The sequence below is a fragment of the Ignatzschineria larvae DSM 13226 genome (assembly GCF_038500265.1).
GTDB classification, from domain to species: Bacteria; Pseudomonadota; Gammaproteobacteria; order Cardiobacteriales; family Wohlfahrtiimonadaceae; genus Ignatzschineria; species Ignatzschineria larvae.
In genome coordinates this window covers 29,547-53,781 of the sequence record NZ_CP150637.1, presented here as the reverse complement: position 1 = coordinate 53,781, position 24,235 = coordinate 29,547, and the positions used below count along the sequence as shown (strand labels likewise).

The 24,235-nt window shown below is 40.5% G+C and carries 20 protein-coding genes; 5 read left to right on the top strand and 15 right to left on the bottom strand.

Translation table 11 applies throughout. From position 1 onward, the window contains the following. Window positions 1–286 precede the first annotated feature (286 nt). The 3 genes from WMO13_RS00225 (at window position 287) to phnD (ending at window position 3,580) form a co-directional block, all read left to right on the top strand. Window positions 287–1,276 (top strand): sulfite exporter TauE/SafE family protein, encoded by a 990-nt coding sequence (locus WMO13_RS00225; RefSeq protein ID WP_051396191.1) that lies wholly within the window; start codon window positions 287–289, stop codon window positions 1,274–1,276. Between the two features lie 498 nt (window positions 1,277–1,774). Then, on the top strand, window positions 1,775–2,458 hold the full coding sequence (locus WMO13_RS00220; protein WP_034855559.1) for an MBL fold metallo-hydrolase: 684 nt from the start codon (window positions 1,775–1,777) through the stop codon (window positions 2,456–2,458). Window positions 2,459–2,560: 102 nt separating this feature from the next. Next, complete coding sequence (phnD, locus tag WMO13_RS00215) at window positions 2,561–3,580, top strand: phosphate/phosphite/phosphonate ABC transporter substrate-binding protein (protein WP_026878770.1); 1,020 nt, start codon at window positions 2,561–2,563, stop codon at window positions 3,578–3,580. Here phnD and mnmC read toward each other — a convergent pair. Further along, a complete protein-coding gene (gene mnmC / locus WMO13_RS00210) occupies window positions 3,492–4,850 on the bottom strand; it encodes an FAD-dependent 5-carboxymethylaminomethyl-2-thiouridine(34) oxidoreductase MnmC (RefSeq protein ID WP_051396190.1) in 1,359 nt (452 codons plus the stop codon). The genes phnD and mnmC overlap by 89 nt on opposite strands. 293 nt (window positions 4,851–5,143) lie before the next feature. On the opposite strand from mnmC, the gene WMO13_RS00205 reads away from it, so the two are divergent. Next, window positions 5,144–5,674 (top strand): DUF1307 domain-containing protein, encoded by a 531-nt coding sequence (locus WMO13_RS00205; RefSeq protein WP_026878769.1) that lies wholly within the window; start codon window positions 5,144–5,146, stop codon window positions 5,672–5,674. A 469-nt stretch (window positions 5,675–6,143) separates the two neighbouring features. Here WMO13_RS00205 and WMO13_RS00200 read toward each other — a convergent pair whose 3' ends face one another. The 8 genes from WMO13_RS00200 to WMO13_RS00165 form a co-directional block, all read right to left on the bottom strand. After that, the gene (locus WMO13_RS00200; RefSeq protein WP_051396189.1) at window positions 6,144–6,839 is read right to left on the bottom strand and encodes a LysE family transporter; all 696 of its coding nucleotides are present in this window, start codon (window positions 6,837–6,839) and stop codon (window positions 6,144–6,146) included. 157 nt (window positions 6,840–6,996) lie between these two features. After that, a complete protein-coding gene (locus WMO13_RS00195; protein ID WP_051396188.1) occupies window positions 6,997–7,914 on the bottom strand; it encodes a Kdo hydroxylase family protein in 918 nt (305 codons plus the stop codon). Window positions 7,915–8,126: 212 nt separating this feature from the next. Continuing rightward, window positions 8,127–9,389, bottom strand: a complete 1,263-nt coding sequence (gene anmK / locus WMO13_RS00190) for an anhydro-N-acetylmuramic acid kinase AnmK (protein WP_051396187.1) — start codon at window positions 9,387–9,389, stop codon at window positions 8,127–8,129. Next, on the bottom strand, window positions 9,390–10,301 hold the full coding sequence (murQ, locus tag WMO13_RS00185; RefSeq protein WP_034855556.1) for an N-acetylmuramic acid 6-phosphate etherase: 912 nt from the start codon (window positions 10,299–10,301) through the stop codon (window positions 9,390–9,392). A gap of 266 nt (window positions 10,302–10,567) precedes the next feature. After that, a complete protein-coding gene (locus WMO13_RS00180; protein WP_051396186.1) occupies window positions 10,568–11,221 on the bottom strand; it encodes an outer membrane protein in 654 nt (217 codons plus the stop codon). Window positions 11,222–11,517: 296 nt separating this feature from the next. After that, complete coding sequence (locus WMO13_RS00175) at window positions 11,518–12,162, bottom strand: outer membrane protein (protein ID WP_026878764.1); 645 nt, start codon at window positions 12,160–12,162, stop codon at window positions 11,518–11,520. 233 nt (window positions 12,163–12,395) lie between these two features. Then, window positions 12,396–13,016, bottom strand: a complete 621-nt coding sequence (locus WMO13_RS00170; RefSeq protein ID WP_051396185.1) for an outer membrane protein — start codon at window positions 13,014–13,016, stop codon at window positions 12,396–12,398. Between the two features lie 283 nt (window positions 13,017–13,299). Continuing rightward, window positions 13,300–14,889, bottom strand: coding sequence for a peptide chain release factor 3 (locus WMO13_RS00165; protein ID WP_026878763.1), 1,590 nt, complete (start codon window positions 14,887–14,889; stop codon window positions 13,300–13,302). A gap of 230 nt (window positions 14,890–15,119) precedes the next feature. Between WMO13_RS00165 and WMO13_RS00160 the strand changes: the two genes are divergently transcribed. Next, window positions 15,120–15,560 (top strand): universal stress protein, encoded by a 441-nt coding sequence (locus WMO13_RS00160; protein WP_026878762.1) that lies wholly within the window; start codon window positions 15,120–15,122, stop codon window positions 15,558–15,560. 437 nt (window positions 15,561–15,997) lie between these two features. Here the strand turns inward: WMO13_RS00160 and WMO13_RS00155 are convergent, their stop codons facing one another. The 6 genes from WMO13_RS00155 to ccmI form a co-directional block, all read right to left on the bottom strand. Next, the gene (locus WMO13_RS00155; RefSeq protein WP_026878761.1) at window positions 15,998–19,219 is read right to left on the bottom strand and encodes an efflux RND transporter permease subunit; all 3,222 of its coding nucleotides are present in this window, start codon (window positions 19,217–19,219) and stop codon (window positions 15,998–16,000) included. 111 nt (window positions 19,220–19,330) lie between these two features. Beyond that, entirely contained in the window at window positions 19,331–20,536 is a 1,206-nt protein-coding gene (locus WMO13_RS00150; RefSeq protein WP_051396184.1) for an efflux RND transporter periplasmic adaptor subunit, read from the bottom strand. A 64-nt stretch (window positions 20,537–20,600) separates the two neighbouring features. After that, window positions 20,601–21,089 carry a MarR family winged helix-turn-helix transcriptional regulator gene (locus WMO13_RS00145; RefSeq protein WP_051396183.1) on the bottom strand — a complete coding sequence of 163 codons (489 nt, stop codon included), beginning with the start codon at window positions 21,087–21,089 and terminating at the stop codon, window positions 20,601–20,603. A gap of 445 nt (window positions 21,090–21,534) precedes the next feature. Next, a complete protein-coding gene (gene ccmB, locus WMO13_RS00140; protein ID WP_026878760.1) occupies window positions 21,535–22,206 on the bottom strand; it encodes a heme exporter protein CcmB in 672 nt (223 codons plus the stop codon). Further along, window positions 22,199–22,846, bottom strand: coding sequence for a cytochrome c biogenesis heme-transporting ATPase CcmA (gene ccmA, locus WMO13_RS00135; protein WP_034855553.1), 648 nt, complete (start codon window positions 22,844–22,846; stop codon window positions 22,199–22,201). The genes ccmB and ccmA overlap by 8 nt, the downstream gene beginning before the upstream one ends. Then, the gene (gene ccmI, locus WMO13_RS00130) at window positions 22,847–24,235 is read right to left on the bottom strand and encodes a c-type cytochrome biogenesis protein CcmI (RefSeq protein WP_026878758.1); all 1,389 of its coding nucleotides are present in this window, start codon (window positions 24,233–24,235) and stop codon (window positions 22,847–22,849) included.

Here is a 24,235-nt window from a genome sequence, read left to right as displayed (position 1 = left end):
CACCATTGATAAATACCCTAATGTCATCCTCACTAATACTTTCTCTTACTTTTTCTCTTGCTTTTCTATACCTTTTTCAAAATGGCTTTAAGGTTTGCTATGACGTTGACAGTGAGTTTTCCTTTGAGTCTTTTGCAATTTCCATTATGATGATCAGCATTCAAAATAGCCATGGTTTCACGATCAATCATTCAAACTAACCTATTGATTATAGATACCAACAAAATGATTCTATAAAGATTATCTATTTAACAATTATTCATAATAACAACATGAGGACTTCGTAATGATGGAATTTCTGGCCTTAATCTCAGGGGCATTTTTTATAGGCTTTGCTGCTCAAACACACTGTGTCGGCATGTGTGGCCCTGTAATTGGTATCTTGGGAATGAATAATGCCTATAAACGCATTCCGGCAGCGATTCTCTATAATCTAGGTCGTATTTCAACCTACACACTTCTAGGTGTTATTGGTGGCTTAATTGCAGCATCTGTCTCTGATATTACTGCCATTCAATATATTATCCGTTATGTTGCCGGCGCTATTATGATCTTTATTGCCTTACAACTCTTCGGCTTACCACAAGCGTTAAGTTGGATTGAACGCCCTTTTCAATCAATTTGGAAACCCATTCAAAAATTCTCTCAACGTTTCTTCCCTATTCGTACTGCTAAAGGGACTTATCTTGTTGGTATGATCTGGGGATTACTCCCTTGTGGTGCAGTTTATGGACCTCTAGCCGTCGCCATGGGCGCAGGTTCTGTCGCAAAATCTGCCGCCATTATGTTTGCCTTTGGCCTTGGCACACTTCCTATTATGTTGGGCCTTGCGATTTTTGGAAACTTTGTTGGCCACTTCTTCGCGAAGAAAGGAGTGCGTATGATCGCAGGTTTAGTGGTTCTTGTAATGGCGATCTACTATCTTGGCTGGATTGCGCCCCAAGATCGTGTCACAAAACGCGCTGAAATGGTCAGCACCCAAACAGAGAAAATTCGTAGCGGTGAGCAGAGTGCCACAGACATTTTGACGCAGATGCAAAATATGGGACATGGACATGGACATGGCGATCATGGCAATGCTGGCGATCACGGTAATGCTGCTAATCATAACCACAATAGTACTAATGGTACGGATCATTCTATGAATCATAATATGCCGGAACATAACAGGTCAGAGATGCCAGCCATGCAGCAATCTCAGATGCCGACAGATCATAAAGCCACCAAACAGAATGAGCATACGATGCCAATGGATCATTCTAAGATGAACCATTAAAGGTTACTATAATCTAATCATGTAACGCTTTCTGAAGAGTTGTAATGCTATCGCATTCAAAAGCCCCATTAATGATGCAATCATAATGGGGCTTCTTTTATAGTATAGTGAAATCGGTTTTAAATTATTAAGTAAAGATGTTTGTAAGCTTGTAAGAATCTTCATCCTATAATGATTGTGAATTTTCTTAAACTAGAATGACTATAAATGCCGGCGCATCGGTTGTAATAAGTGAGGAAGCTGTTCTATCCGGCATCGTGCAAGTGTTGTTTAAAACCATTTTTCTTAAACCAAATTTAATATAAGCAAAAAATTGAGAATTTAAATTTTTCGATCATTAGAGTTTTTGATCATTAGAGTTCTCGATTATCTAATAGGCGATGAAACAACTACGTCAAGCGAATAACATAGATCAATATGTTATATTGAAGAGATTAGGAAGATAAATACTACTTTTGCAGCCACAATGGCTCGATCATCAATATTTAGGAGATCTCTATGGCACCCCGATATCGTATTCATTCCGAAGTTTATGAGCGTTATGAAAATTTTAGTCATATTATTGAAGATATGGAAACCGGTGAAGCGATCATTATCGATCCCGCTTGGGATGAGCAATACTTTATTGATCGTTTACAAAAACTCAACCTCAAGCCTGTGGCGATTTGGCTAACACATGGTCATCATGATCATGTGAGCGCAGTCAAAGCATTAAGAGAGTATTTTCCTGTTCCTGTCTATGCATCTAATGTAGAAATTGATTATATCAATTCATTTCCGAAAGGCGATCTTCCACCAGCATTTCGAGAGTTACCAGATGATGTAATTCCTATTTTCGATAATGATACGCTAGACTTTGCCGGTGAGAAAGTAAAAGTACTTTTGACTCCTGGACATAGCAGCGGCTCTATCTGTTTTCTTTTAAGTGATGACCTTATTACCGGCGATACGCTCTTTATTAATGGCTCAGGCCGTGCTGATTTACCAGGATCCGATCCAAGCGCACTCTTTTATTCACTCAATAGAATTAAAGCAGAAGTGCCGCCCCATGTGACTCTTCGTACAGGTCATGCCTATGGGCCTAATGCAACTGACACATTAGCACATCAGATAATAGCTAACCCCTATATGCAATACCTTGATGATGAAGAACAATTTATCGCTTATCGCATGAGCAGATGATAACATTTGTAAAATAAGTGAAAAATATTGCTATAAATGTTAAAAAATATTATTATTTAAGAAATTTTGAACATTTTCATAGCTACTTATGAGGGATTCACAATGAATAGGCTACGTTTCATTGTTACCATTATAGCGATATTTTTCAATATGTTAGTCGCTTTTAGTGCCGAATGTAATCATCGAGGAATGCTCGAAGAGCCCTATTGTGACAACGATTACGATTTGATTGCCGATCTTCCTACAGATCCTGAACAAATGATTACACCTCAAACGTTGATCGTCTCATTTTCGCCTTTTGAGGATCTCTCTCCCTACTCAAAATATATAACAAGATTTACAGATCATTTGGCAAATTGCCTTGACTCAAAAGTGATTTATTATCAAATGCAGAGTAATGAGGCCGAGATTGAAGCGATGCGCGCTGGTCGGTTGCATGTTGCTGGGTTCTCTTCAGGTAGCACCGTTGCCGCAGTGAATCGCGCAGGAGCAGTTCCCTTTGCGGCCAAAGGCAATCAACAAGGCATTGCTTATTCCGGCCTGATTGTCATTGCTCGTAGCGATAGCCCTTATCAAAAACTCACAGACCTGAAAGGTAAACGCGTAGCACACACAGATGCCGTCTCTAACTCTGGGCACTTAGGTGCTTTAGCACTATTTCCTCAAGAAGGCATCATTCCCGGCGTTGATTATGAGGTGATCTTTTCAGGTAAACATGATCTCTCCATTGTAGGCGTAAAATCAGGAGATTACGATGCAGCGGTTATCTCAGCTGAGGTTTATGAAAGAATGATCGGACAACAACGCATTAAAGAAGGCGAATTTCGTATCATCTATCAAAGCGAACCTTTCCCTGCGGCGGCCATTACTTACTCTCATAAATTAGCCCCTGAGTTTCGAGAAAAACTACAGCAATGTATTTTTGATTACCGTTTTTCAGGGAGTATGCAGCATGAATTATTGGGCGCTGATCGCTTTGTCCCCATTAATTACCAAAAAGATTGGGCTTATATTCGGATGTTACTCGAAGAAGCTAACCAAATTCGCCAGGAGATTTTCCAGAACGTAGCTGCTGGTAATAAAAACGGTTGGGGTGCAAGACTCTATACATGGCTTCGGTGAGTCGGGGGGAAGGGTTCTCATTAATATCCTCCTCAATATATTCCCCTGCCCGCAACATATTGATCAACATTTTACCGGATAGGGGGGCAGTAATCATCCCCCTTGCGCCATGTGCAGTTGATAAGTAGAGCCCTTGTTCCCAAGGCACTTTAGCATCAGGAATACGCTTTGCATCTAACCGAATGGATGCAAAGCGCGTCATAAATTCATCGTATTGCGCAATAGGGCCGACAATAGGTAGAGATCCTGGTGCACTTGCTCTAAGCGCTACTCTTCCCTCTAACGTGCCCGGCAATTTCGGCATCCTTGCACTTAATTCTAAATCTTCTGCTAATTGTTCCGAATTCTGCTCAAGCATGGCGATATTTTCTCGATGCTCCCGCTCCGTTGGCGCTGAAACTTCCCCATGATGTTCAAAAGTGGCCCCAAAGGTTGTCCAATAATGACCATTTTGTTCAATAGATGGGGCAATATAGCCTTTCCCACTCACCACCATCTTCAAAGGATTTGCCTGCTTCAGAGAGGTTGTCTGCCCACGTGCCGATATAACAGGAAGATTTTCACATACTTTTAATTTACAAACATCACTCGCCATCGCAAGCACCACTATTTTACTCTGATAACTCTGCTCTGCTGTTTTCACCCTCCATAAAGGAAGATCGGGATCCTCAGCAACTGATTGCACATCAAATACTGCCTGATTTGGCAGAAAGGTAATATTCGAATGTTGTAATAGCGCTTTCGTGAAGGCTTGAGGGACAACCCAACCCGATTTAGGGAATAGAATCCCGCCAGAATGAAGCGAAATGCCGGCTAATTCACTTGCAGTTTGAGAATCTACAAGTTGCATGGTTTCAGGATATTGCTCAGCTAAGATCGTTTGATATTCCGGCTTTTTACTCGCATAAGATAATTGCAATAAGCCACAATCATCCCAATCTTTTCCCTTTATTAATAATCCTTGGGCCGTCAATTGTTTCAATAATTGTAAAGTATATTGAAACCCTGCAAGGGCTAATTCATTCTCTAGTGCCGTATGAGGTGAGAGCTTCACATAGAGCATTCCTTGCCGATTGCCTGATCCTGCAGTTGCAGGAGTGGCAGCTTTATCTAATACCCATACCTTTAATCCTGCTTGTGCAAAATGATACGCTACACTTGCACCGGCAATTCCGGCACCGATAACGATCACATCAGCAGCTAAAGGATAATGATGATAGACTAAACTATCTAAATCGATCACTGGAAACCTTAACCATGGCTGCTGCATTTTTATCTCCCTATCATATTCAATAAGTTATAATACGAATAATACGAATAATACGAATAATACGAAATTAGTTAAGAATGCTATCTAATACTTCAAAAATAGCAGATAAAAATTACGTGATAATTCAAGAAATTATTAATCCTCAATATGTTACCAAAATAACATTCCTTCACGCTTAGATTATTCTGCAAAATCCATAGCATTAGTTGATCGAGTGCTATAAAATATTAATATTGTCGACTACTGTCGATTCATGCATTTAACTCAATAATATTTACAAAAGGTTATCAATAATGAAAAAGTTATATAAACTCGGCCTTGGTATCATCTTTGCATCCCTTCTTGTTGCATGTTCTGATGATGCTAAAGAGACTACTCAGAATGAAACAACAAACACAACACCTGCTGTAGAAACAGCGAAGGCAGTTCCCCAAGAGGAAGTGACATCTACTTATGAGCTTGAACAGCCGGGAGTCACTGTTCGCATTACCCTCGTAGGGAAAGATGACAAAATCACTCGTCAAGAAACCGATAGCATTATCGCTTATGATGCGATTGGTGCATCAAATGCCGCTGAAGCTGAAAAAATTCTTTCTGAAGTAACTAATAATATTGATTACGCTGCAATCAAAGGCATTACTTACAATATGACTTATGGCGATAAAGATGCCCATGAAACCATCATTATTGATTTAACCAAAGCGGATCTTGCTGAATTAGCAGAACTTCCAGGTTCGGCCTTTAATGGCGACCCAAATGAAGGCGTGAGCTACTCAGCAACAGGTCAATTACTTGAAACCGCCGGTTTCAAAAAAGTGAAATAGATCTCTGATTTTTAAAAATAGAATCTAAACATTAAACCGTAGATTAAATGTCTGCGGTTTTTTTATATAGTAAATTTGGGTTAAGAAAAATGATTTTAAACAACACTTGCAAGATGCCGGATAGAATGGCTTCCTTACTTATTACAGCCGATGCGCCGGCACTTAAATAAGCTTATTTTGAACCGACATTACTATATTGATTTGTTTGCCCTATGGTTAGACCTGTGGTTCATCCTATAATTTTTATCTCTTTGCATAACCCTACAATCAACAATACTCTCCACAGTTATGCACAATTTCTTTGGATAACTATCGGGATAACTCTGCGCATGGCAAAGTTATAACTATCTATCACAATAAAAACGGGTAATAACGCTCTAAAAAAACTTGGGATATCAGCAATCTATCCCAAGCTTCTCCCCAATTTCTACAAATACTTATCCCAAATGGGTAATTAACAGTTCAAGAATCATCCTAATAACTGCACTGCCGCTTGATAGAGTAATCCGCCGCCAAATCCGACAAAGAAGATCCCAGCAATTCCATCAATATAAGCGCCGGCCTTTTGATAGAGTGCTTTCATCTGTGGAAGAGAGAATAAAATCACCACCACTAAAAACCAAAGAAAAGTCTCTACGATCACTAAAGTAAAGATCTCCGCCCGCAAGACTGTAGAGATATTACCGCCGATAAAGATCACAAAAACACTCCCGAAATAGATTAAGGATTTGGGGTTTGAGAGATTCGTAAAAAGTCCTTTTAAAAAGAGCGTGCGACCACTCATTTTCTTTGGTCCTAGTTCCACTAATTGATCATCCGTAAGTGGATTTTCTAACATATCCTCAATCTGCACTTTACGACTTTTGAGCTGTTGATAGCTACTCTTCAAGAGTAAAATACCGAGATAAATCAAATAACAACCACCGGCTAAGAAGAGTACTGCTTGGATCCAAGGAAGCCTCTCTACCAATACATGTAGACCAAGAAGCGCGACAACCGCCCAAATCGCAACACCAAGGGTAATCCCCATCACTGTCATCATCGCCTCTCGCCGAGAATGGCTCACTGCGACCTGTGTCACCAAAAAGAAATCGGGTCCCGGCGTAACAAGCGCCATAAAGTGAATCCCCGCTAATGAGATTAAGAGCATCGCCGCTTCATACATCTACTTTTCCCCTCTTATTATCTATTCAAAATAGTCGCTATTTTCCCCAAATAAGCGCCATAAAAAAATGCTGATCAATATGATATCAGCATTTTTGTCGACATGGGATGATGTTTGCGTAAATCATCTCACTAACAATCCTCGATTAATATGCGGATTATAGTAATGGTTTACCTACTAATCCTTCTAAAACTTTAAGTGGAGATTGTGAACTATCCACCATATCTTCCACATCTAATTGGAAAGTCTGCTCTAGCATAAATTGCCCACTCATCGCCGCATGGGGCGTTTGATCCGAAAAACAGACCCAGGTTGAGCCCGGCATAAAATTCACTTCCCATTGAATCCCCCGATCTTGGTACTCTTGATCTTCTTTCATAATGTCATGGAACTGCAACATAATATGATCATAATGGGTACGCTTACTTTTGGTAATCTGTAGCGTGTCTAAAAGGGTTGCGCCTAATTTAGAGTAAGGCTTAATTTTCGGCAATAAACGCTTCGCAAGATCCGGAAAGGCTTCTCCAACGCGCCATTTCCGAGGAATGCCATTCGGATTAATATTGGTAAAAATCCGAATAATACGTTTCCCATGAAGCGGGCGTGATGGAAAAGCATCAACGTGTAACCGTCGATCATCTTTACGAAATGAATGACTATCACTCCATTCATCAATTGCATTTAGACGAAGCGTATTCATCGGGCTATGCAGTTTATCCTTATACTCAGGAATAATATCGGTAATGAGTCGATAACTCGCTTCAGCATACCGTTTCAATAAGCCTTTGAGCACCTGCTTCTGTGCCTCAGTCACATCATCCGCTGTTCCTCGAATCTCATCTTGATCCGCTTGGTACATAATATTTTTGCGCTTAGGGCTGACATATTTGGGGTCAAGCAGCGCGGATTCTTCCGGCGTTAAAGCAAAAGGTAGTGACGGGAAATAGAGTACATCCCCCTTCTCTAAATGGCTCGCAATATTATCATGATCACACTCTTCTGCACGCCATTCAGTAATCCCTAATTCTAAAATAGGTGCTGTTTCGACAGACCTCTGCGCGGTCGCAGTAGACATAACAAACCTCCTCAAATTTCAGTAGCCAATGCTACAACATAAATATAACTAGATATTACTAACCTATCTAAAGCATCAATTTTAAACTCAATGCATCAATAATTCCCCGTAATGATGATATGTTTAATAAATCACATTACAATCATTATTAACGATCGTTATTGCTTTGATTTCACTCAAAAATAGAGCTGCTAATTCTCGATATTTTACCACTATTCTTCTCTCTTCGGGAAAGGATTCGGGCATATTTGCCCGAGGACAAGCGCTTCCCTTGCGCCGGTTGCACGTGGAACATTGCCCGCAAGCCTTTCTCTTGTTAAATAACCTAAAAGTGCAAAGGCTATCGCCTCTTTCGCATCGCTTGAGAGCCCTAAATTCTCTCCTGTTAATATCCGCTGATCTGGCAATTCAGCCTGTAAATAACGCAACAAAGCACTATTATAAGCACCTCCCCCTCCGACAATCACTTCATTAATATCTATGGAAGGAAATACATATCGCCGGTAGCTCTCGGCAATCGAAAATGCCGTAAATCTTGTCAAGGTATGAATAATATCCGCCGGCGAATAAGCACAATTTTGAGGGGATAAATACTGCTGTAATAATGATTGCGTGAAGCGTGCGCCGAATTGTTCTCTCCCTGTGGATTTGGGGGGATTTTCTGCAAGATAGGGATGTTGGCATAATTGCTGCCATAAAGGTTCAATCAATTCTCCTTGCTGAGCAATCTCACCATTATGATCATAGGTTTTCTGATAGAGCCGCTCCATCGCTTCATTGATCATCATATTGCCGGGGCCCGTATCAAAAGCCCAAAGATCCTCAATATCGGCACCTTTCGGCAGAATTGTCACATTGCCAATCCCACCGATATTTTGCAGCAAGCGATTTGCCGTTGCACTACGATATAAGAGCCATTCTGTCATCGGCACCAAAGGTGCGCCATCTCCGCCTGCGACCACATCCATCATCCGAAAATTAAAATAGACATCTGTCGCAAAGTGGTAAGCTAACATTGATGGATCCCCTATCTGTAAAGTAGAGGGTGTTAATTGATGAGTTGCCGATTGTGATTGCGGTAAATGATAGATAGTCTGCCCATGAGAAGCGATAAAATCGAATCTTCCGGGAAAATCTTGCAAATGTTGAGCACCTTCCTGTTGCAACGTTACTACTTCCTGCAACAATACCTCTACTGCTTCTGCATACAGTAATCCTAATTCGGTATTAAGAGTACAAATCAAAGCCACATTCGATTGCTCAAGATCACACGCTTGCGTAATTTTATACCGTAAATCATCCTCTAAAGGTTGGCTATAAAAATGCAGTAGCTGACACGTTACATCAGCCCCTCTTCCCTCTAATTTCACTAATGCGACATCGATACCATCTAATGATGTGCCGGTCATAATCCCGACAGCAAATAGCGATTGTGGTAGAGAGGGCGGTAAAGATTGCAATAATGATTGTGACATCTATCGATCTCCTCTTTCAGCCACTAATAATTGCCGAATATGGCCATCATACTGCGCTAATAGCGCCTGCGCTTTTTCATAAGAAGTCGCTAATAAAGCCATCACTATCGCCGGTTTGACTGCGCCTTGGCTCTTTTGAAGAAGCGCTTTCGCTTCACTCGAACTACATCCCGTTACTTGCATCACAATCCGCTCAGCTCTTGCCACTAACTTTTCATTGGTCGCACGCAGATCAACCATCTGATTCCCATATACTTTGCCCAAACGAATCATTGTTCCTGTGGAAAGCATATTGAGGATCATCTTCTGCGCCGATCCCGATTTCATACGGGTAGAACCGGTAATGACCTCTTCCCCGACAACGGCTTCAATGGCGATATCCGCCTTTTGGCCAATTTGACTCCCGGCAACACACGCAATGGCAACACTTCCGGCACCTATTATCTTGGCATAGGCTAAAGCTCCCAGACAATAAGGGGTTCTCCCTGATGAGGCAATCACACAAACAACATCTTTCTCATTACAATGAATCGCTTCTAAGTCTGCCTTGCCAGCTTCAAAATTATCCTCAGCATTCTCCACCGGATGACGTAACGCCCGATCTCCACCGGCAATAATACCGATCACCGCTTCCTCACCAACGCCAAAAGTAGGCAGACATTCCGAGGCATCTAATACCCCTAATCGCCCAGAAGTACCGGCACCCATATAGATCAATCGCCCTCCCTGTTTTATTGCTACTACAATCAGATCAATCGCCGCTGCAATCTGCGGGGTTGCCCGATTAACCGCATCAATCACAGCTTGATCTTCACGATTAATGAGTCGCACCATCTCTAAGGTAGAGAGCTGATCGATCTCTGCCGTTCTTGGATTACTCTGCTCTGTTCCTATCTCTGCTAAATTGATCATTCTCCCATTCTCCACCTTTTCATTGATCAGCATTGAAGCTTTTGTAATATTTATATTCTAGCTTAAAGTAAACAGATCGATTTCGCCATAGAATCAGTCAAGGATTCTCTGTTTAAAATGTCTCATAAAATTTCAGATAAAGAAAAACCCCATTAGTCACTCAATCGACTAATAGGGTTTCGCATAAAAGTATTCTCAATAGCTTCTATCAATAGCGTTATAGAACTATAGCAATATTATGATCGCTCTTCTAAAAAGGAACAATTTTAGAATTGATAGCGAACACCAAAGTTTAATTCATTTGAACGAAGTTTCGCCGTTGCGCTGATATTATTCTCGCTAGCGTTAAATTTCACTTTACCGTAATCGGTAAAACGGTAGCTCACATCTAAAGAGAGATTGTTATCCATTTTATAGCTTGTACCAACGCTCACGTTCCAAGCAAAGTTCCCTTTGCTTTTAGAGATTGAATAGTTGTCATTATCCTCGTGATCTACAATACCTACTTCATTTTTGAGGTGCGCATAACCTAAACCTGCACCAACATAAGGGGTAAAACGTGTGCCTGTATTGAAATCATAATAGACATTCGCCATTAATGATTGTGATTTCATACGGTTTTTGAGCTGAACATTCCCCTCATCTAAAGTTTTGTCCATTTTTTGCGTACCATTTAAACCATACTCTAATTCTGCACGAAGGCTATTTTCACCCATCGGAAATACTAAACCGTAAGCAAGACGAAGACCCGCAACACTTTTGCTCTCTTTAAATTCTTCATTATCTTCATTACTTTGGACTTTATAAGTACCATAACGCACAGCACCTTTACCTGACACATATTGCTCAAAGCTTTGTGCATTAGAGATGGAAGCAACACTTGCAATGGTAAGTGCAGAGATGAATAGAACTTTTTTCATGAACGACTCCTAACTTTTTATATCACTGATTCACAGGAATCGTAGTTTACTATATAAATAAACGTAAATAATAGTATTTTTTGTTAAAAACAGTTATAAAAACAATTAAGCGATTGATTTTTAAATGAGAAATTTATAGAAAGGAATGATGGTTTTTCTAACTATCTTATATTCTTCACCTATTTATCAATTAGTTAGATCATAAAAAATCCCACCTATGAATAATAGGTAGGATTCATCTCTATCTTGATTACTAGAATGTAAAATCTTTCTACTACAATAAAAATCAATCGAATCTATTCGGGAAAACGATAACGAATCCCAAAATTAAACTCATTACCACGTAATTTAATGCTTCCTTTATCAACTAAACTCGTTGAATTAAAAGTATGTGTTACTTTGCCATAATCCGCATATCGATAACTAATATCGAATGAGACAGTATCACTAACGGTATATGTCGCCCCCACTGTTACATTCCAAGCAAAATTGCCCTTGCTTTTAGTTTCATGATAATTTTCATCTTTCGGTAGTGATAATGTATTTTTTAATCGGCCATATCCTAATCCAATACCTGCATATGGGACTAAATTGGATTTAGTGTCAAAGTCATAATAGATATTTGCCATTAATGATTGTGATTTTGTTTCAAACTGATCATCTTGGTAAGACAATTTAACATTGCCATTATAACCATATTCTAGCTCTGTTCGAATTATCGCGTCATTGATAGGCAATATTAACCCATAAGCTAGACGAAGACCTCCTACATTCTTGCTTTTACTATAAGTATCTGTTTCCCCATCTTCAGTCGCATCTAACTTACTATTAGTATGATTTAATACCGCTTTAGCCGAAAGATATTGATTAAAATCTTGTGCGATTGCCATGCTTCCTAGCCCCATTAAAGTAAGGCTCAATGCGAGTGCTCTCTTTTTCATGATAATCCCTTTTATATACAAAAATTGACAACCACATATTCTACTATATCTTATAATTTATTAAATAAATTTATATACAAAATAGAAATATAATAGAAAATAGATTAATAAACCTAATCTCGCACAAAAAAGGCTCTGCATCTCTGCAAAGCCTCTCGATACGATATTATCTCTCTATTCTACATCTCTATCAATCACCTTATAGATATGAATAGATAGAATCAAAACCTAACTTAAAAGTTAAAGCGAACCCCAAGGTTGAATTCATTACCCCGTTGTTTCACTTTACCTTCTGAATTTTTGCTATAACTATGTTTAACATCACCATAATCCGCATAACGGTAACTCAGATCGATATCTACATCACGATTGACAGCGTAACTTACACCTGCACCCACATTCCAGGCAAAGTTGTTACTACTTTTACTCCAAGATGTATCCCCTCGGTCAATCGTATTTTTTAAACGCGCATAACCGATACCTGCGCCGACATAGGGAGTAAATGCTGTATCAGTATTAAAATCAAAATAAGCATTTACCATCACTGATTGCGACTTTGTTTCACTATTATAATGCTCATCATCAATTGTTTCACCTAGCTTTACTTTCCCATTATAGCCATACTCTAATTCTGTCCGAATTTTATTGCTATCGACCGGAAAAGCGACACCATAGGCTAGACGGAAGCCACCGACATTCTTACTCTTTTTCAGATTAAGATCATCTGTTTCAAATTTATTGTTCACATGGTTCAATACTGCTTTCGCGGAAACATATTGCTCAAAATCCATCGCAAAAGCGGTTGAAGTGAAACCTAATAGAGAAATCGCTGAAGCAATTAATAACTTTTTCATAGACACTCCTTAATATAAAATAAAATCAATTCAGTAAATGAACAAGCAAGTAAATTAAAGTTCATTGAATACTTGTAAACTTACTGAAAATTTAATATAAGTTAAAACATAAATTAAAATATAATATTAATTATATTACACAAAATAATATAATAATTCAATTTTAAGTCATTTTATATTTGAAGAGCAGCACCTATTTTTATCGATACAAAAATAAAAGGCACATTCTAATGAATGTGCCCTCCATAACTTCATATTAATACTTGTTAGATAGAATTAGATCTTACCCATGAATCTCTCTAAAGGCATCAAAACTAATATCAGGGTAACGCTCTTGCGCTAAGTGTAGATTTACGCGAGTTGGTGCAATATAGACATATTCACCATGATGATCTACGGCTAAGTTATCTTCAGCTTTTCGCTTAAATTCATCGAATTTCTTCGGATCTTTAGAATGTACCCAACGTGCTGTGGAAACATCTACATGTTCAAAGATACAATCGACGTTATATTCTATTTTCAAACGATGTGCTACAACATCAAATTGTAGTACCCCTACAGCCCCAATGATTAAGTCATTATTCCGTAAAGGTTTGAAGAGCTGTGTTGCCCCCTCTTCACAAAGTTGCTCAAGTCCTCGCTCTAAATGTTTCATCTTAAGCGGATCCCGTAAACGTGCCCGGCGGAAGAGCTCTGGTGCAAAATCAGGAATGCCTTTAAAGCTTAATTCTTCGCCCTCTGTAAAGGTATCACCGATACGAATTGTGCCATGATTATAGATCCCGATAATATCGCCGGCATAAGCTTCATCTAAATGCCCTCGATCAGAGGCCATAAAGGTCAAAGCTTCAGGAATCCGGATATTTTTACCAATTCGTACATGCCGAGCTGTCATTCCCGGTGTATATTTACCAGAACAGACTCGCATAAAAGCGATACGATCGCGATGCCGCGGATCCATATTTGCTTGAATCTTAAAGATAAAGCCTGTTAAAGGCTCTTCATCTGCCATCACTTCTCGAGTCAAAGTTGCTTGCTTACGTGGTGCCGGTGCAATCTCTACAAATCCATCGAGCATCTCTTGTACGCCGAAGTTTGTAATAGCAGAACCAAAATAGACGGGCGTTAATCGCCCCTCGAGATACTCATTCAAATCAAACTCATGACTGGCAACACGTACTAATTCAACCTCTTCACGGAAAGCATTCGCGCGATCTTCCCCTAAAACCTCATCAAGTTCAGGGCTATTCAATCCTTTAACAATACGTCCTTTACTTTTAGTACCCCGTTCAGTGGCATCATAGAGGTGAATATAATCTTCAAGAATATGATAAACCCCTTTAAGATCCCGGCCCATACCGATCGGCCAAGTCACTGGCGCACAATTGATCTTTAAAACATCTTCCACTTCATCGAGTAGATCGATCGGCTCTTTACCATCCCGGTCTAGTTTATTAATAAAGGTGATAATCGGTGTATCACGTAGGCGACAGACATTCATCAGTTTGATCGTCTGCTCTTCAACCCCGTTAGCACAATCGATCATCATAAGCGCCGAGTCCACAGCGGTCAAAGTACGATAGGTATCTTCCGAGAAGTCCTGATGCCCAGGCGTATCCAGTAGGTTAATCATACAATCACGATAAGGGAACTGCATCACAGATGAAGTCACCGAGATTCCACGCTGTTGCTCTAGCTCCATCCAGTCAGAGGTGGCATGACGGGCAGCTTTACGACCTTTAACCGAGCCGGCAAGATTAATCGCGCCTCCAAATAGAAGGAGCTTTTCTGTCATAGTGGTTTTACCCGCATCCGGGTGGGCAATAATGGCAAATGTCCGGCGACGGGCCACTTCTTTTGCTAGTTTACTCATGTTGATTCGCTCTACTTAACGCTAAAATGATGCCTAATTGCATCACTGGAAATACTTATAAATTTAGAGTTGGTATTGTACACGTTTTTTGACCTTAAGGGGTTTTTTCCCCCGATTAGAATTGCTAAATTCGCCATCTCTTGCTATAACAAATAGAGATATAACTCGAATTATTTCTTATAAATACAGGCTCGAGTAATCCATACTTTTATCATTGCAGGAGAGCAAAAATGTCTGAAACTGAATATCAACATATTCTTGTCGCAGTAGATCAATCTCACGATGCGGAGAAAGTCGGTCGACAAGCATTAGTTGTGGCGAAACGCAACCATGCCAAAATTACCCTTCTCAATATTTTGGAAGGTATCAGTATTAGCGCAGGTTATGAGTTAATGCCGATTATTCCACAAGTCTCTGACAGTGAAATTATTGCTGAAGCTAAGAAATCAATGCGTGAACTATCTATGAAATTAGGGATTCCTGATGCAGATACGATGGTTATTTCAGCGCTTTCAACGAAAGAAGGGATTCTACGCGCAGCGGAAGAACTTAAAGCAGATCTGCTCGTGATTGGCTCTCATACTCGCTCGGGTTTAGGCGTGCTTCTCGGCTCAACCTCTGGCGCAATTATCAATGATTCACCTTGCGATATCTTAACGGTTAAAGTGTAATTCATCGCTCATCAATAACAGAATGATCAAGTAAGCCCTACATCGAATAATGTAGGGCTTTTCTTCTATCATGCTATTAAGAGATCATAAAGCAGATGCCGGATAGCATAGATTCCTTACTGCTTACAACCGATACACCAGCATTGACATAAGACTTATTAAAATGCCGGCGCATCGGTTGATCGAGGCAAGGAAGCCGTTCTATCCGGCATCATGCAAGTGTTGTTTAGTGCGGTTTTATGTTACTCCACAATAGCTGTTTAAAAGCCATTTTTCTTAAACCAAATTTACTATAAAACCGATTTCCCTATATATTGCGTAAAATGAGTAGATTCATCACTCCCCCATAAAAAATTCCCTAGATCATAACAATCTAGGGAATCTATTGTTTCAGCATTCACTTTATCTCTGCTTACAGAGCTAAAGTCTCTGAATTTTTATGAATCTGCTTTTGCAAGCTTCGTTGATTGATCAGAGTCAGATGAAGAATGACCTGCATTAAGCTTTTTCGCATCACGATTGAGTAGTAAGAAGAAAATCGGCGTAAAGAGAAGCACCAGTAGCGTCCCTCCAATCATTCCTCCTACAACCACTCGTCCAACAACGTTTTGTGCTCCAGAACCTGCACCAGAAGAGAGTGCGAGAGGTAATACACCTATACCAAATGCTAATGAAGTCATCACAATTGGGCGCAGCCGTTCTTGTGCTGCTTTTATGGCGGCATCCATCGTACTTAATCCTGAACGTACCAGATCTCGTGCAAACTCCACGATTAAAATTGCATTCTTAGACGTCAACCCTATCGTAGTTAACATCCCCACTTGGAAATAGACATCATTTTCAATGCCAACTAATCGTGCCGTAATCACCGCACCTACAACCCCTACCGGAATCGTCAATAGAACAGAAATTGGTACCTTCCAGGATTCATAAAGCGCCGCGAGGCTCAAGAAGATAACAAAAACTGATACCAATAGTAATGCAGCTTGTGAACTGCCCCCCTCTTGCTCTTCATAGGAGGTATCTGTCCACGCGACACTAATGCCTTGTGGTAGATGATCTTTGACAAGCTGTTCAATTGCAGCCATCGCTTCACCTGTACTCTTACCTGCAGCTGCATTAATAGAGAGCGGGAATGAGGCAAATCCATCAAAACGATTTAATTGTGGTGGACCATAAGACCAACGCCCTTTAGCAAAGGCGCTAAATGGCACCATTTCACCTTTCGCATTACGTACATACCAACGCTGAAAGTCATCGGGCATCATACGATAAGGCGCATCGGCTTTAAGTTGTACATGTTTAACCCGTCCACGATCAATAAAGTCATTCACATACATTCCCCCCCAAGCAATCGACAATGCTTGGTTAATGTCGCCAATAGAGACTTGTAATGCTTGTGCTTTTTCACGGTCAATATCGATATGATATTGTGCCGTATCAAATTGCCCTCCAGGACGAAGAGAAGCAATATCAAGATCAGGAGAAGTTGCAGCGATACCGATAAATTTCATCACTGAATTCATCAGTGCATCATGTCCAAGCCCGATGGTATCTTGTAATTGAAAACTTACCCCTGTTGCCGTTCCTAATTCGATAATAGGAGGCGGGCTAAAGACAAACAGCTGCGCTTCAGGAATGGTGGTAAAGAATTTTTGCATCCGTTTCATCAACGCCGGGATAGAATCATATTCTGACTCACGCTCTCCCCAAGGCTTTAACTTAATAAAGAACATCGCTTGTTCACTACCTTGACCTGAGAAACTAAATCCTGCAACAGTCATGACAGAGTCTACAGTCTGTGTCTCCTCTTTCATAAGGTAATCTGCAATCTGCTCTAACGGGATTTCAGTTTGAGTTAAAGAGGTTCCATTAGGATTAATTGCCATCCCAATTAACATCCCCTGATCTTCATCAGGTAAGAAGCTTTTAGGTAGCTGCATAAATTGATAGCCTATTCCCGCAAGCCCCACGACAAGCACTAAAACAAAGACAAAAGGATGTTTTAATACACGTGTAATTCCGCGAGTATAACCATTACTTAACTTATCAAATCCAATATTAAAGTACTCAACCGCTAAAGCTATGACTTTCGTAATAGGTGAGAAGAGCTTTTTCAAAAAGCGGCCTACTGCAGTTTTAGGTTCTTTCGGTTCGGTATGATCTCGAAGTAATGTTGCACACATAGCAGGGGTAAAGATAATAGCCACTAATACAGAGAGTAGCATCGCCGTAATAATTGTTACCGAGAATTGACGATAGATAACCCCTGAAGCCCCTCCTAAGAATGCCATTGGGACAAATACGGCCGAGAGCACCACTCCGATCCCGATAAGAGCACCCGTTATCTGATCCATCGATTTTCGAGTCGCTTCCAAGGGTGAAAGTTTATCCTCCTCCATGATACGTTCAACATTTTCGACCACAACAATGGCATCATCTACAAGAAGACCTATTGCTAGAACCAGCGCAAAGAGTGTTAATGTATTTAGATTAAATCCTAGAAGATCTAGAATAATCATAGTGCCGGCTAAAACATATGGAATCGCCAACATCGGAATAATTGTTGCACGAATATTTTTAAGGAAGAAAAAGACCACCACGAACACTAATAAAATCGCATCAATGAGCGTCTCTTCAACACTTGCTACCGAATATTCAACGAAAGGAGTCGTATCATAAGGGAAGGTATAAGAGAGTCCTGAAGGAAAATCTTGGGCAACACTTTCTAAATAACTCTTCACTGCATTAGCCGTATCAAGAGCATTCGCACCAGAAGCCAAACTAATTGCTACCCCCGCAGCTGGAGAGTTATTATATTTTACCGCAACAGACTCAGACTCCGGAGAGAGCTCTACTCTTGCTACATCAGCAAGCAAAACTTCACTTCCATCTTCATTAACACGGAGCTGAATAGCCTTGAATTCTTCTGGACTTTGCAATAATGATTGTGAAGTAATGGTATAACTAAGGAGTTGGCCTTCGACATCAGGCATTGCTCCTAAGCTACCTAATGTTGCCTGGGAGTTCTGCTCCTTAATGGCTGCAGCAATATCCATCGGAGTCATATTGTATTGATACAATTTCATTGGATCGAGCCAAATATTCATGGCATAACTAGAACCAAAGAACTGAATCTCACCAACCCCTTGAATACGGCTCATCTGATCTTGCAGCGTCGAGGAGATGTAATCTCCTATATCTCCTGAAGACATGGAGTTATCCGGTGAATAGAAGCCTACCACTAAAAGGAACGAGCCACTTGATTTAGCAATCGTCACCCCCTGTTGCTGTACTGCCTGTGGGAGTTTGCTTAGCGATTGTTGTATCTTATTTTGAACCTGAACCTGGGCTAAATCTGGATCAACCCCTTGGTTAAAAGTTACCGTAATTTGGAATGTACCAGAACTCGAACTTGATGAACTCATATAACGGAAACCATCTAAGCCATTGATACTCTGCTCTATGACCTGCGTTACACTCTCTTCTACTGTTTGAGCACTTGCTCCTGGATATACCCCTGAGATACTAATTTGTGGGGGCGCTATAGGTGGATATTGTGATACAGCCATGTTTCGAACTACTAAGAGCCCGATAAACATCGTTAATATCGCAAGCACCCACGCAAATATTGGTCGGTCTATAAAAAATCGTGCCATTTTGATTACTTAATCCTTCAATTTTGATGATAAACCAATCATTTACTCCATTAAATGGCGCAAAAAATCACGCCTACAGTAACTTATTGATTCACACTATGGGTTTATTGCTTACTGAATAGAATTATCATCTGGAATAACCTGTACCTTGACATCTTTACCACCACTTCTTTGTAGTGCAGACTGTACAGTTTGTAAGCCTTTTACAACAACGCGATCGCCCTCTTTCAAGCCACTTTCAATGACCCAATCTTGCTCATAAGAGCGGGAGATCTTCACAGGACGAACATGAGCGATATCATTCTCATCAATCACGATAACCGTACTCGCTCCACCTTGCCCTTGTGTCACGGCTTTTTGAGAAACTACTAATGCCCCTTCTTCAATCCCTTGTTGCACAACCGTACGAACAAACATACCCGGGAAAAGGCTACCATCATTCTCAAATTGCGCTTGGAGGAAGATCGAACCTGTCGTAGGATCAACGGTTAAATCTGAGAATTTAATGTAGCCGACTTTGTCATATAGCGTCCCATCTTCAAGATAGATTCTCACTAAATGTCCATTTTCTAATTCACCTGTCTCTAAGTTTTCAACTTGTGTAGGAGTATAGGCACCTGAAAGAATTTTCTTGCGCACTTGTGCATATTCGGCAGAAGAGTAAGTAATATTCACTTTCATCGGATTTAAAACTTGGATCACCGCCATTTCACTTGCCTGCCCCGGAGATACTAGTGCACCTTGTGTGAAATTGGTTCGCCCAATTTGCCCGGAAATAGGTGCCTCCATTTGAGTATAATCTAAATTAATTTTAGCATTAGTAACTTGTGCTTCGGCTCCTAGCACCTCTGCATTAGCCTGCATTAAAGCGGCATTGGCATCATCGACATCTTGTTGACTTACTGCTTTAGATTGTTTTAACGCATTTAATCGATCTGCTTTTAATTTTGCTGCATTTTGATTCGCTTTTGCTCTCTCTAGGGTTGCTTCTGCCTGTAATAGGCTTGCTTTGTAAATAGCAGGGTCAATCTGATAAAGTTGATCACCTTCATTCACATAACTCCCTTCTGTAAAGTTAACAGAGAGAACAATCCCCCCAACCTGAGGCCGAACCTCTGCTATAACAGAAGCTTCTGTTCTACCAGGTAACTCTGCCTCAACTGTAATATTTTTACGCTCGACAGTTTGCACTACTGCCTGAGGAGCCATCGCTTGCGCCGGCGCTTGTGTTCCTTCACTGCACGCGGTAACAAGCAGCCCTAAACCCACTATCCCTATGATATTTCGAACATACTGCAAATGATTACTCTTTCTCATCTTATCTCTCATGTGTTGATATATTTATTTAAACCTAGCTGATCTCACTTTGTAGGAGTTACTACTAAGTTTTCATACTTTTCTTTGTCCCAACAATATTTAATGCTTCATCTAATTCCCTAATAGATATAATCAATCGTTCTGCCCTCTCCATTCCGACAATATTCGCAACATCATTTAACCACTGCCCATACACTTTTACTCGTAAATCATGATAGTACGCACTACCCGATGCCGTTACCCGATATAAAGGAGAGCGTTTATTGTGAGGATTCTCAATCGCTTCGATATACCCATTTTCTAATAAAAGGGTGATCTGCCTCTGCACTGCTTGCCGAGAAGTCGAGCGGAGTTGTGCAATTTGAGGCACAGTCAAGTGTTCAGGCTCACAGTGAATAATCGATAGAATCGTCCAACAGGAATGCGTAATCTCACTTTGCGCATCCATCAAAAGATCCTCACTAATACGGTGTAATTTAGACAAGAGAGTGAACATCTCTTGAAACATGGAAACAAATAGTTGTTTCTGTGGATCTTCTCTATTTTCGCTCATGGTGTTCTTTTAGACAGGAATAAAATAATGCTTATAGAATAGTAATTCTTGACAACAACGTTGTCAATAGCAACTCGGAAACATTACATGTAAATAAGTTTATAGATTAATGATTTAATGTTATTCCACTACCCACAATACTCATTGTCACTGACTGTTTATCTCTAAGGATTATCCTGTATTGGTAACACATCAATAGGATAAATAACTACAACAAAGTAGATTGCCTACAGAAGCCATGCTCATGCTATTGTAACATTAACCAATTGATATAAATACACTTAATAGGATAGTAACGTGCTAGATAGAGATTCAATGCTCCCTATGATTACTGACAGTATGTCGAACAGATACAAATAGACACCCAACAACAGGCGTTACTTTTCTTTGTAGACCCATTGGCAAAGTTAGAATCTATTAATCTAAACTCATTAATCTAGACTCATTAATCTAGACTCATTTTAATCGCAAAAGCAGTCACAATCGGTACAAGAAGCAGCGCAGCGATATCCGCACCGGCAAAAATCAGTAACAGGCTGTTGAGTGAATGCCCTTCTTGTAACCGGTAGATCAGCTGAACACCCACTAATAAAATCGGTACATAGAGCGGTAATGTAATAATACTGAGTAATAATCCTGCCTGCCGTAAGCCCACAATCAGCGCTACACACATTGCACCAATAAAGCTCAATAGTGGCGTCCCCAATAACAGAATCAGCGCAACGGAAAAAGACTCGGTAATAGTAAAGCCGAGCATCACGCTTAATATCGGTGAAAAAATCACAAGTGGCAGACCCGTGAGCAACCAGTGAGCAATAATTTTACCGAGAATAATGCCGTAGAGTGGCGAACCACTAATCACCATCTGCTCAAGTGAGCCATCTTCAAAATCATGCTTAAAGATTCGATCTAACACTAAAATAGTGGAGAGAAGTGCTGCAATCCAGAGAATTGCCGGCGAAGCAGTATGTAAAACTTTCTGATTTTCAAGCCCAAGCCCAAGGGGAAAGAGGGTAATAATAATCAAAAAAAAGAGTAACGGCATCAAAATCTCAGAACGATTACGCATCCCGATTCGAAGATCCCGTATTAATACCCCGAATAATCCGCTAAACATTCGCTATAAACCTCTCGATTGTGACCGCTTGCGTAAAGACATCTTCAGTTGGTGCTTGGTGGGACGTGAAAATAATCGCACCGCCCATCTGACAATGCGTTTTCATCTTCGCTTCTAATAGCGCGATTGAATCTACATCTAACGCCGTAAAAGGCTCATCAAGAATCCAGAGTATCGCTCTCTCTAGCCATAATCTTGCTAAAATCACCCGGCGTTTCTGCCCTGCCGAAAAATAACGAACCGGAATCGATTCTATCGGAAGTTCGAGCGTTGAAAATACTGTTTCAAATGCATCTCGGTCTAATTGAATCCCCCGTAAACTAGCCATAAATCGCAGATTTTCCCAAGCAGAGAGATCGAGATTCAGGCTTAATGCATGCCCAACATATAGAAGTGGTCGGTGATAGTGGTGCAGTAATTCCCGGCGATCTTCCCCGTTTAATAGAATCTGACCTTGATAACGTGCACTAATCCCGGCAAGTACCCGCAGAGAAGTGGTTTTACCGGCACCATTACGCCCTTTGAGATAGAGAGATTCCCCATTTCGTAGCGTAAAACTATATGGATTAAAGATCGGACGATAATTACGCGTCACTACCAAATCCGATACCACGAGTTCAAAGTCAGGCAATTGCAACATCTACTCCACAATATGATCTAAAGTTAAGACAACAGGAGTATCAAGTGCTTCAATTTCCACAGCTTTAGCCTCAATATCGCCTGCTTTAGAGATCGGATCCCCATTCATACTGATTTTTGCAGAGAGCGTCAAAGGTAATTGCTCGCTTAAGCCTGCTCCCGGCATGAGTAGATCCGCATCGGTAATAGTCAGATTAACAGGGAATCCACCCATTGCCCCCAACGGAATACGCTTAGCAGCTAACGGTGGTCCCACTTCATTTTTACGCACAAAGAGATAGAGAACCGCTTCTTGTGGCAATACATCAGCTGATACCGCATTCTGTTCGATCGAGACATTAATAGGTATCGAGGTTACAGCAGCACTCTCAGTGGCTGGTACGGATGATCGCTGTGGTTGTGATTGTTGAGGTTGTGATTGTCCTTGAGATGGATGATTCATACCCTTTGCACCATTGATTTCGCTGCCATTCATTTCAGCACCATTCGTCAAAGTTGCAATCATATTGAGAATCATATTCCGATTTTCAGAACCCTCAGGATAACGATCTGCTAATAGAGAGAAGAAATACATCGATTTATCGATCTTCTGATTTTCAAACAACACTGTACCGTAATAAAGCAGTAAGCTTTCATTCTCTTGATTACGCAACACAAAATTATCAAATAACCCTTCTAAGCGTTGATCAAGTTGATACTTATTCATCGCTAATTGAATATTTAACAGCGTATAGAGCGTATTATTATTCACAGGATTCTCAACGCGATAGAGATCAAGATAAGCCTTCTCTGCTAATCCTAGTTGATCCATATTCAAATAGAGTTTACCTAACAAGGTTAATTCTTTTGGGTCATTGTGATGGGTTGATGCGCTCATCAAATTCAGCGCTGCCAATGTTCCTAAAAGGTTATATTGCAATGCTTCCGGTGGATTGAGATCTGCGATCGTTTCCCCCCGTTGTAATACTTCAAGCGGTGTCGATGCAAGCCACTCTTTTACATAAGGCAGCGCAATTGTTCGCTGAGTATCGAGCTCTTTAGCCTCTTTGCTATAACCATCTTCCCAGAATACTGTTAAGAAAAGACCAATAACTGCAACGCCTAGTACCGCTATAATACCTTTTGAGAGGGAGTTGAGAGTTCTATCAGGCTTCGCAACATCAAGAAGATCACGCGCTAATTCTGTTTTCTTCTCATCATACTCCGCTTGATCAATTTTACCCCGAGCAAGATCATCCTCTAAAGATTCCGTTTCATCAAGATATTTATCCCGATAAACATCCTTTAAACGTGGATAGTGTTGGCTACTTTTCCCCCATAGCGCATAACAGAGAAGCCCCACAGAGATAATAAGAAATAGTAATGTATAGATGATACCTAGTGTTGTCAT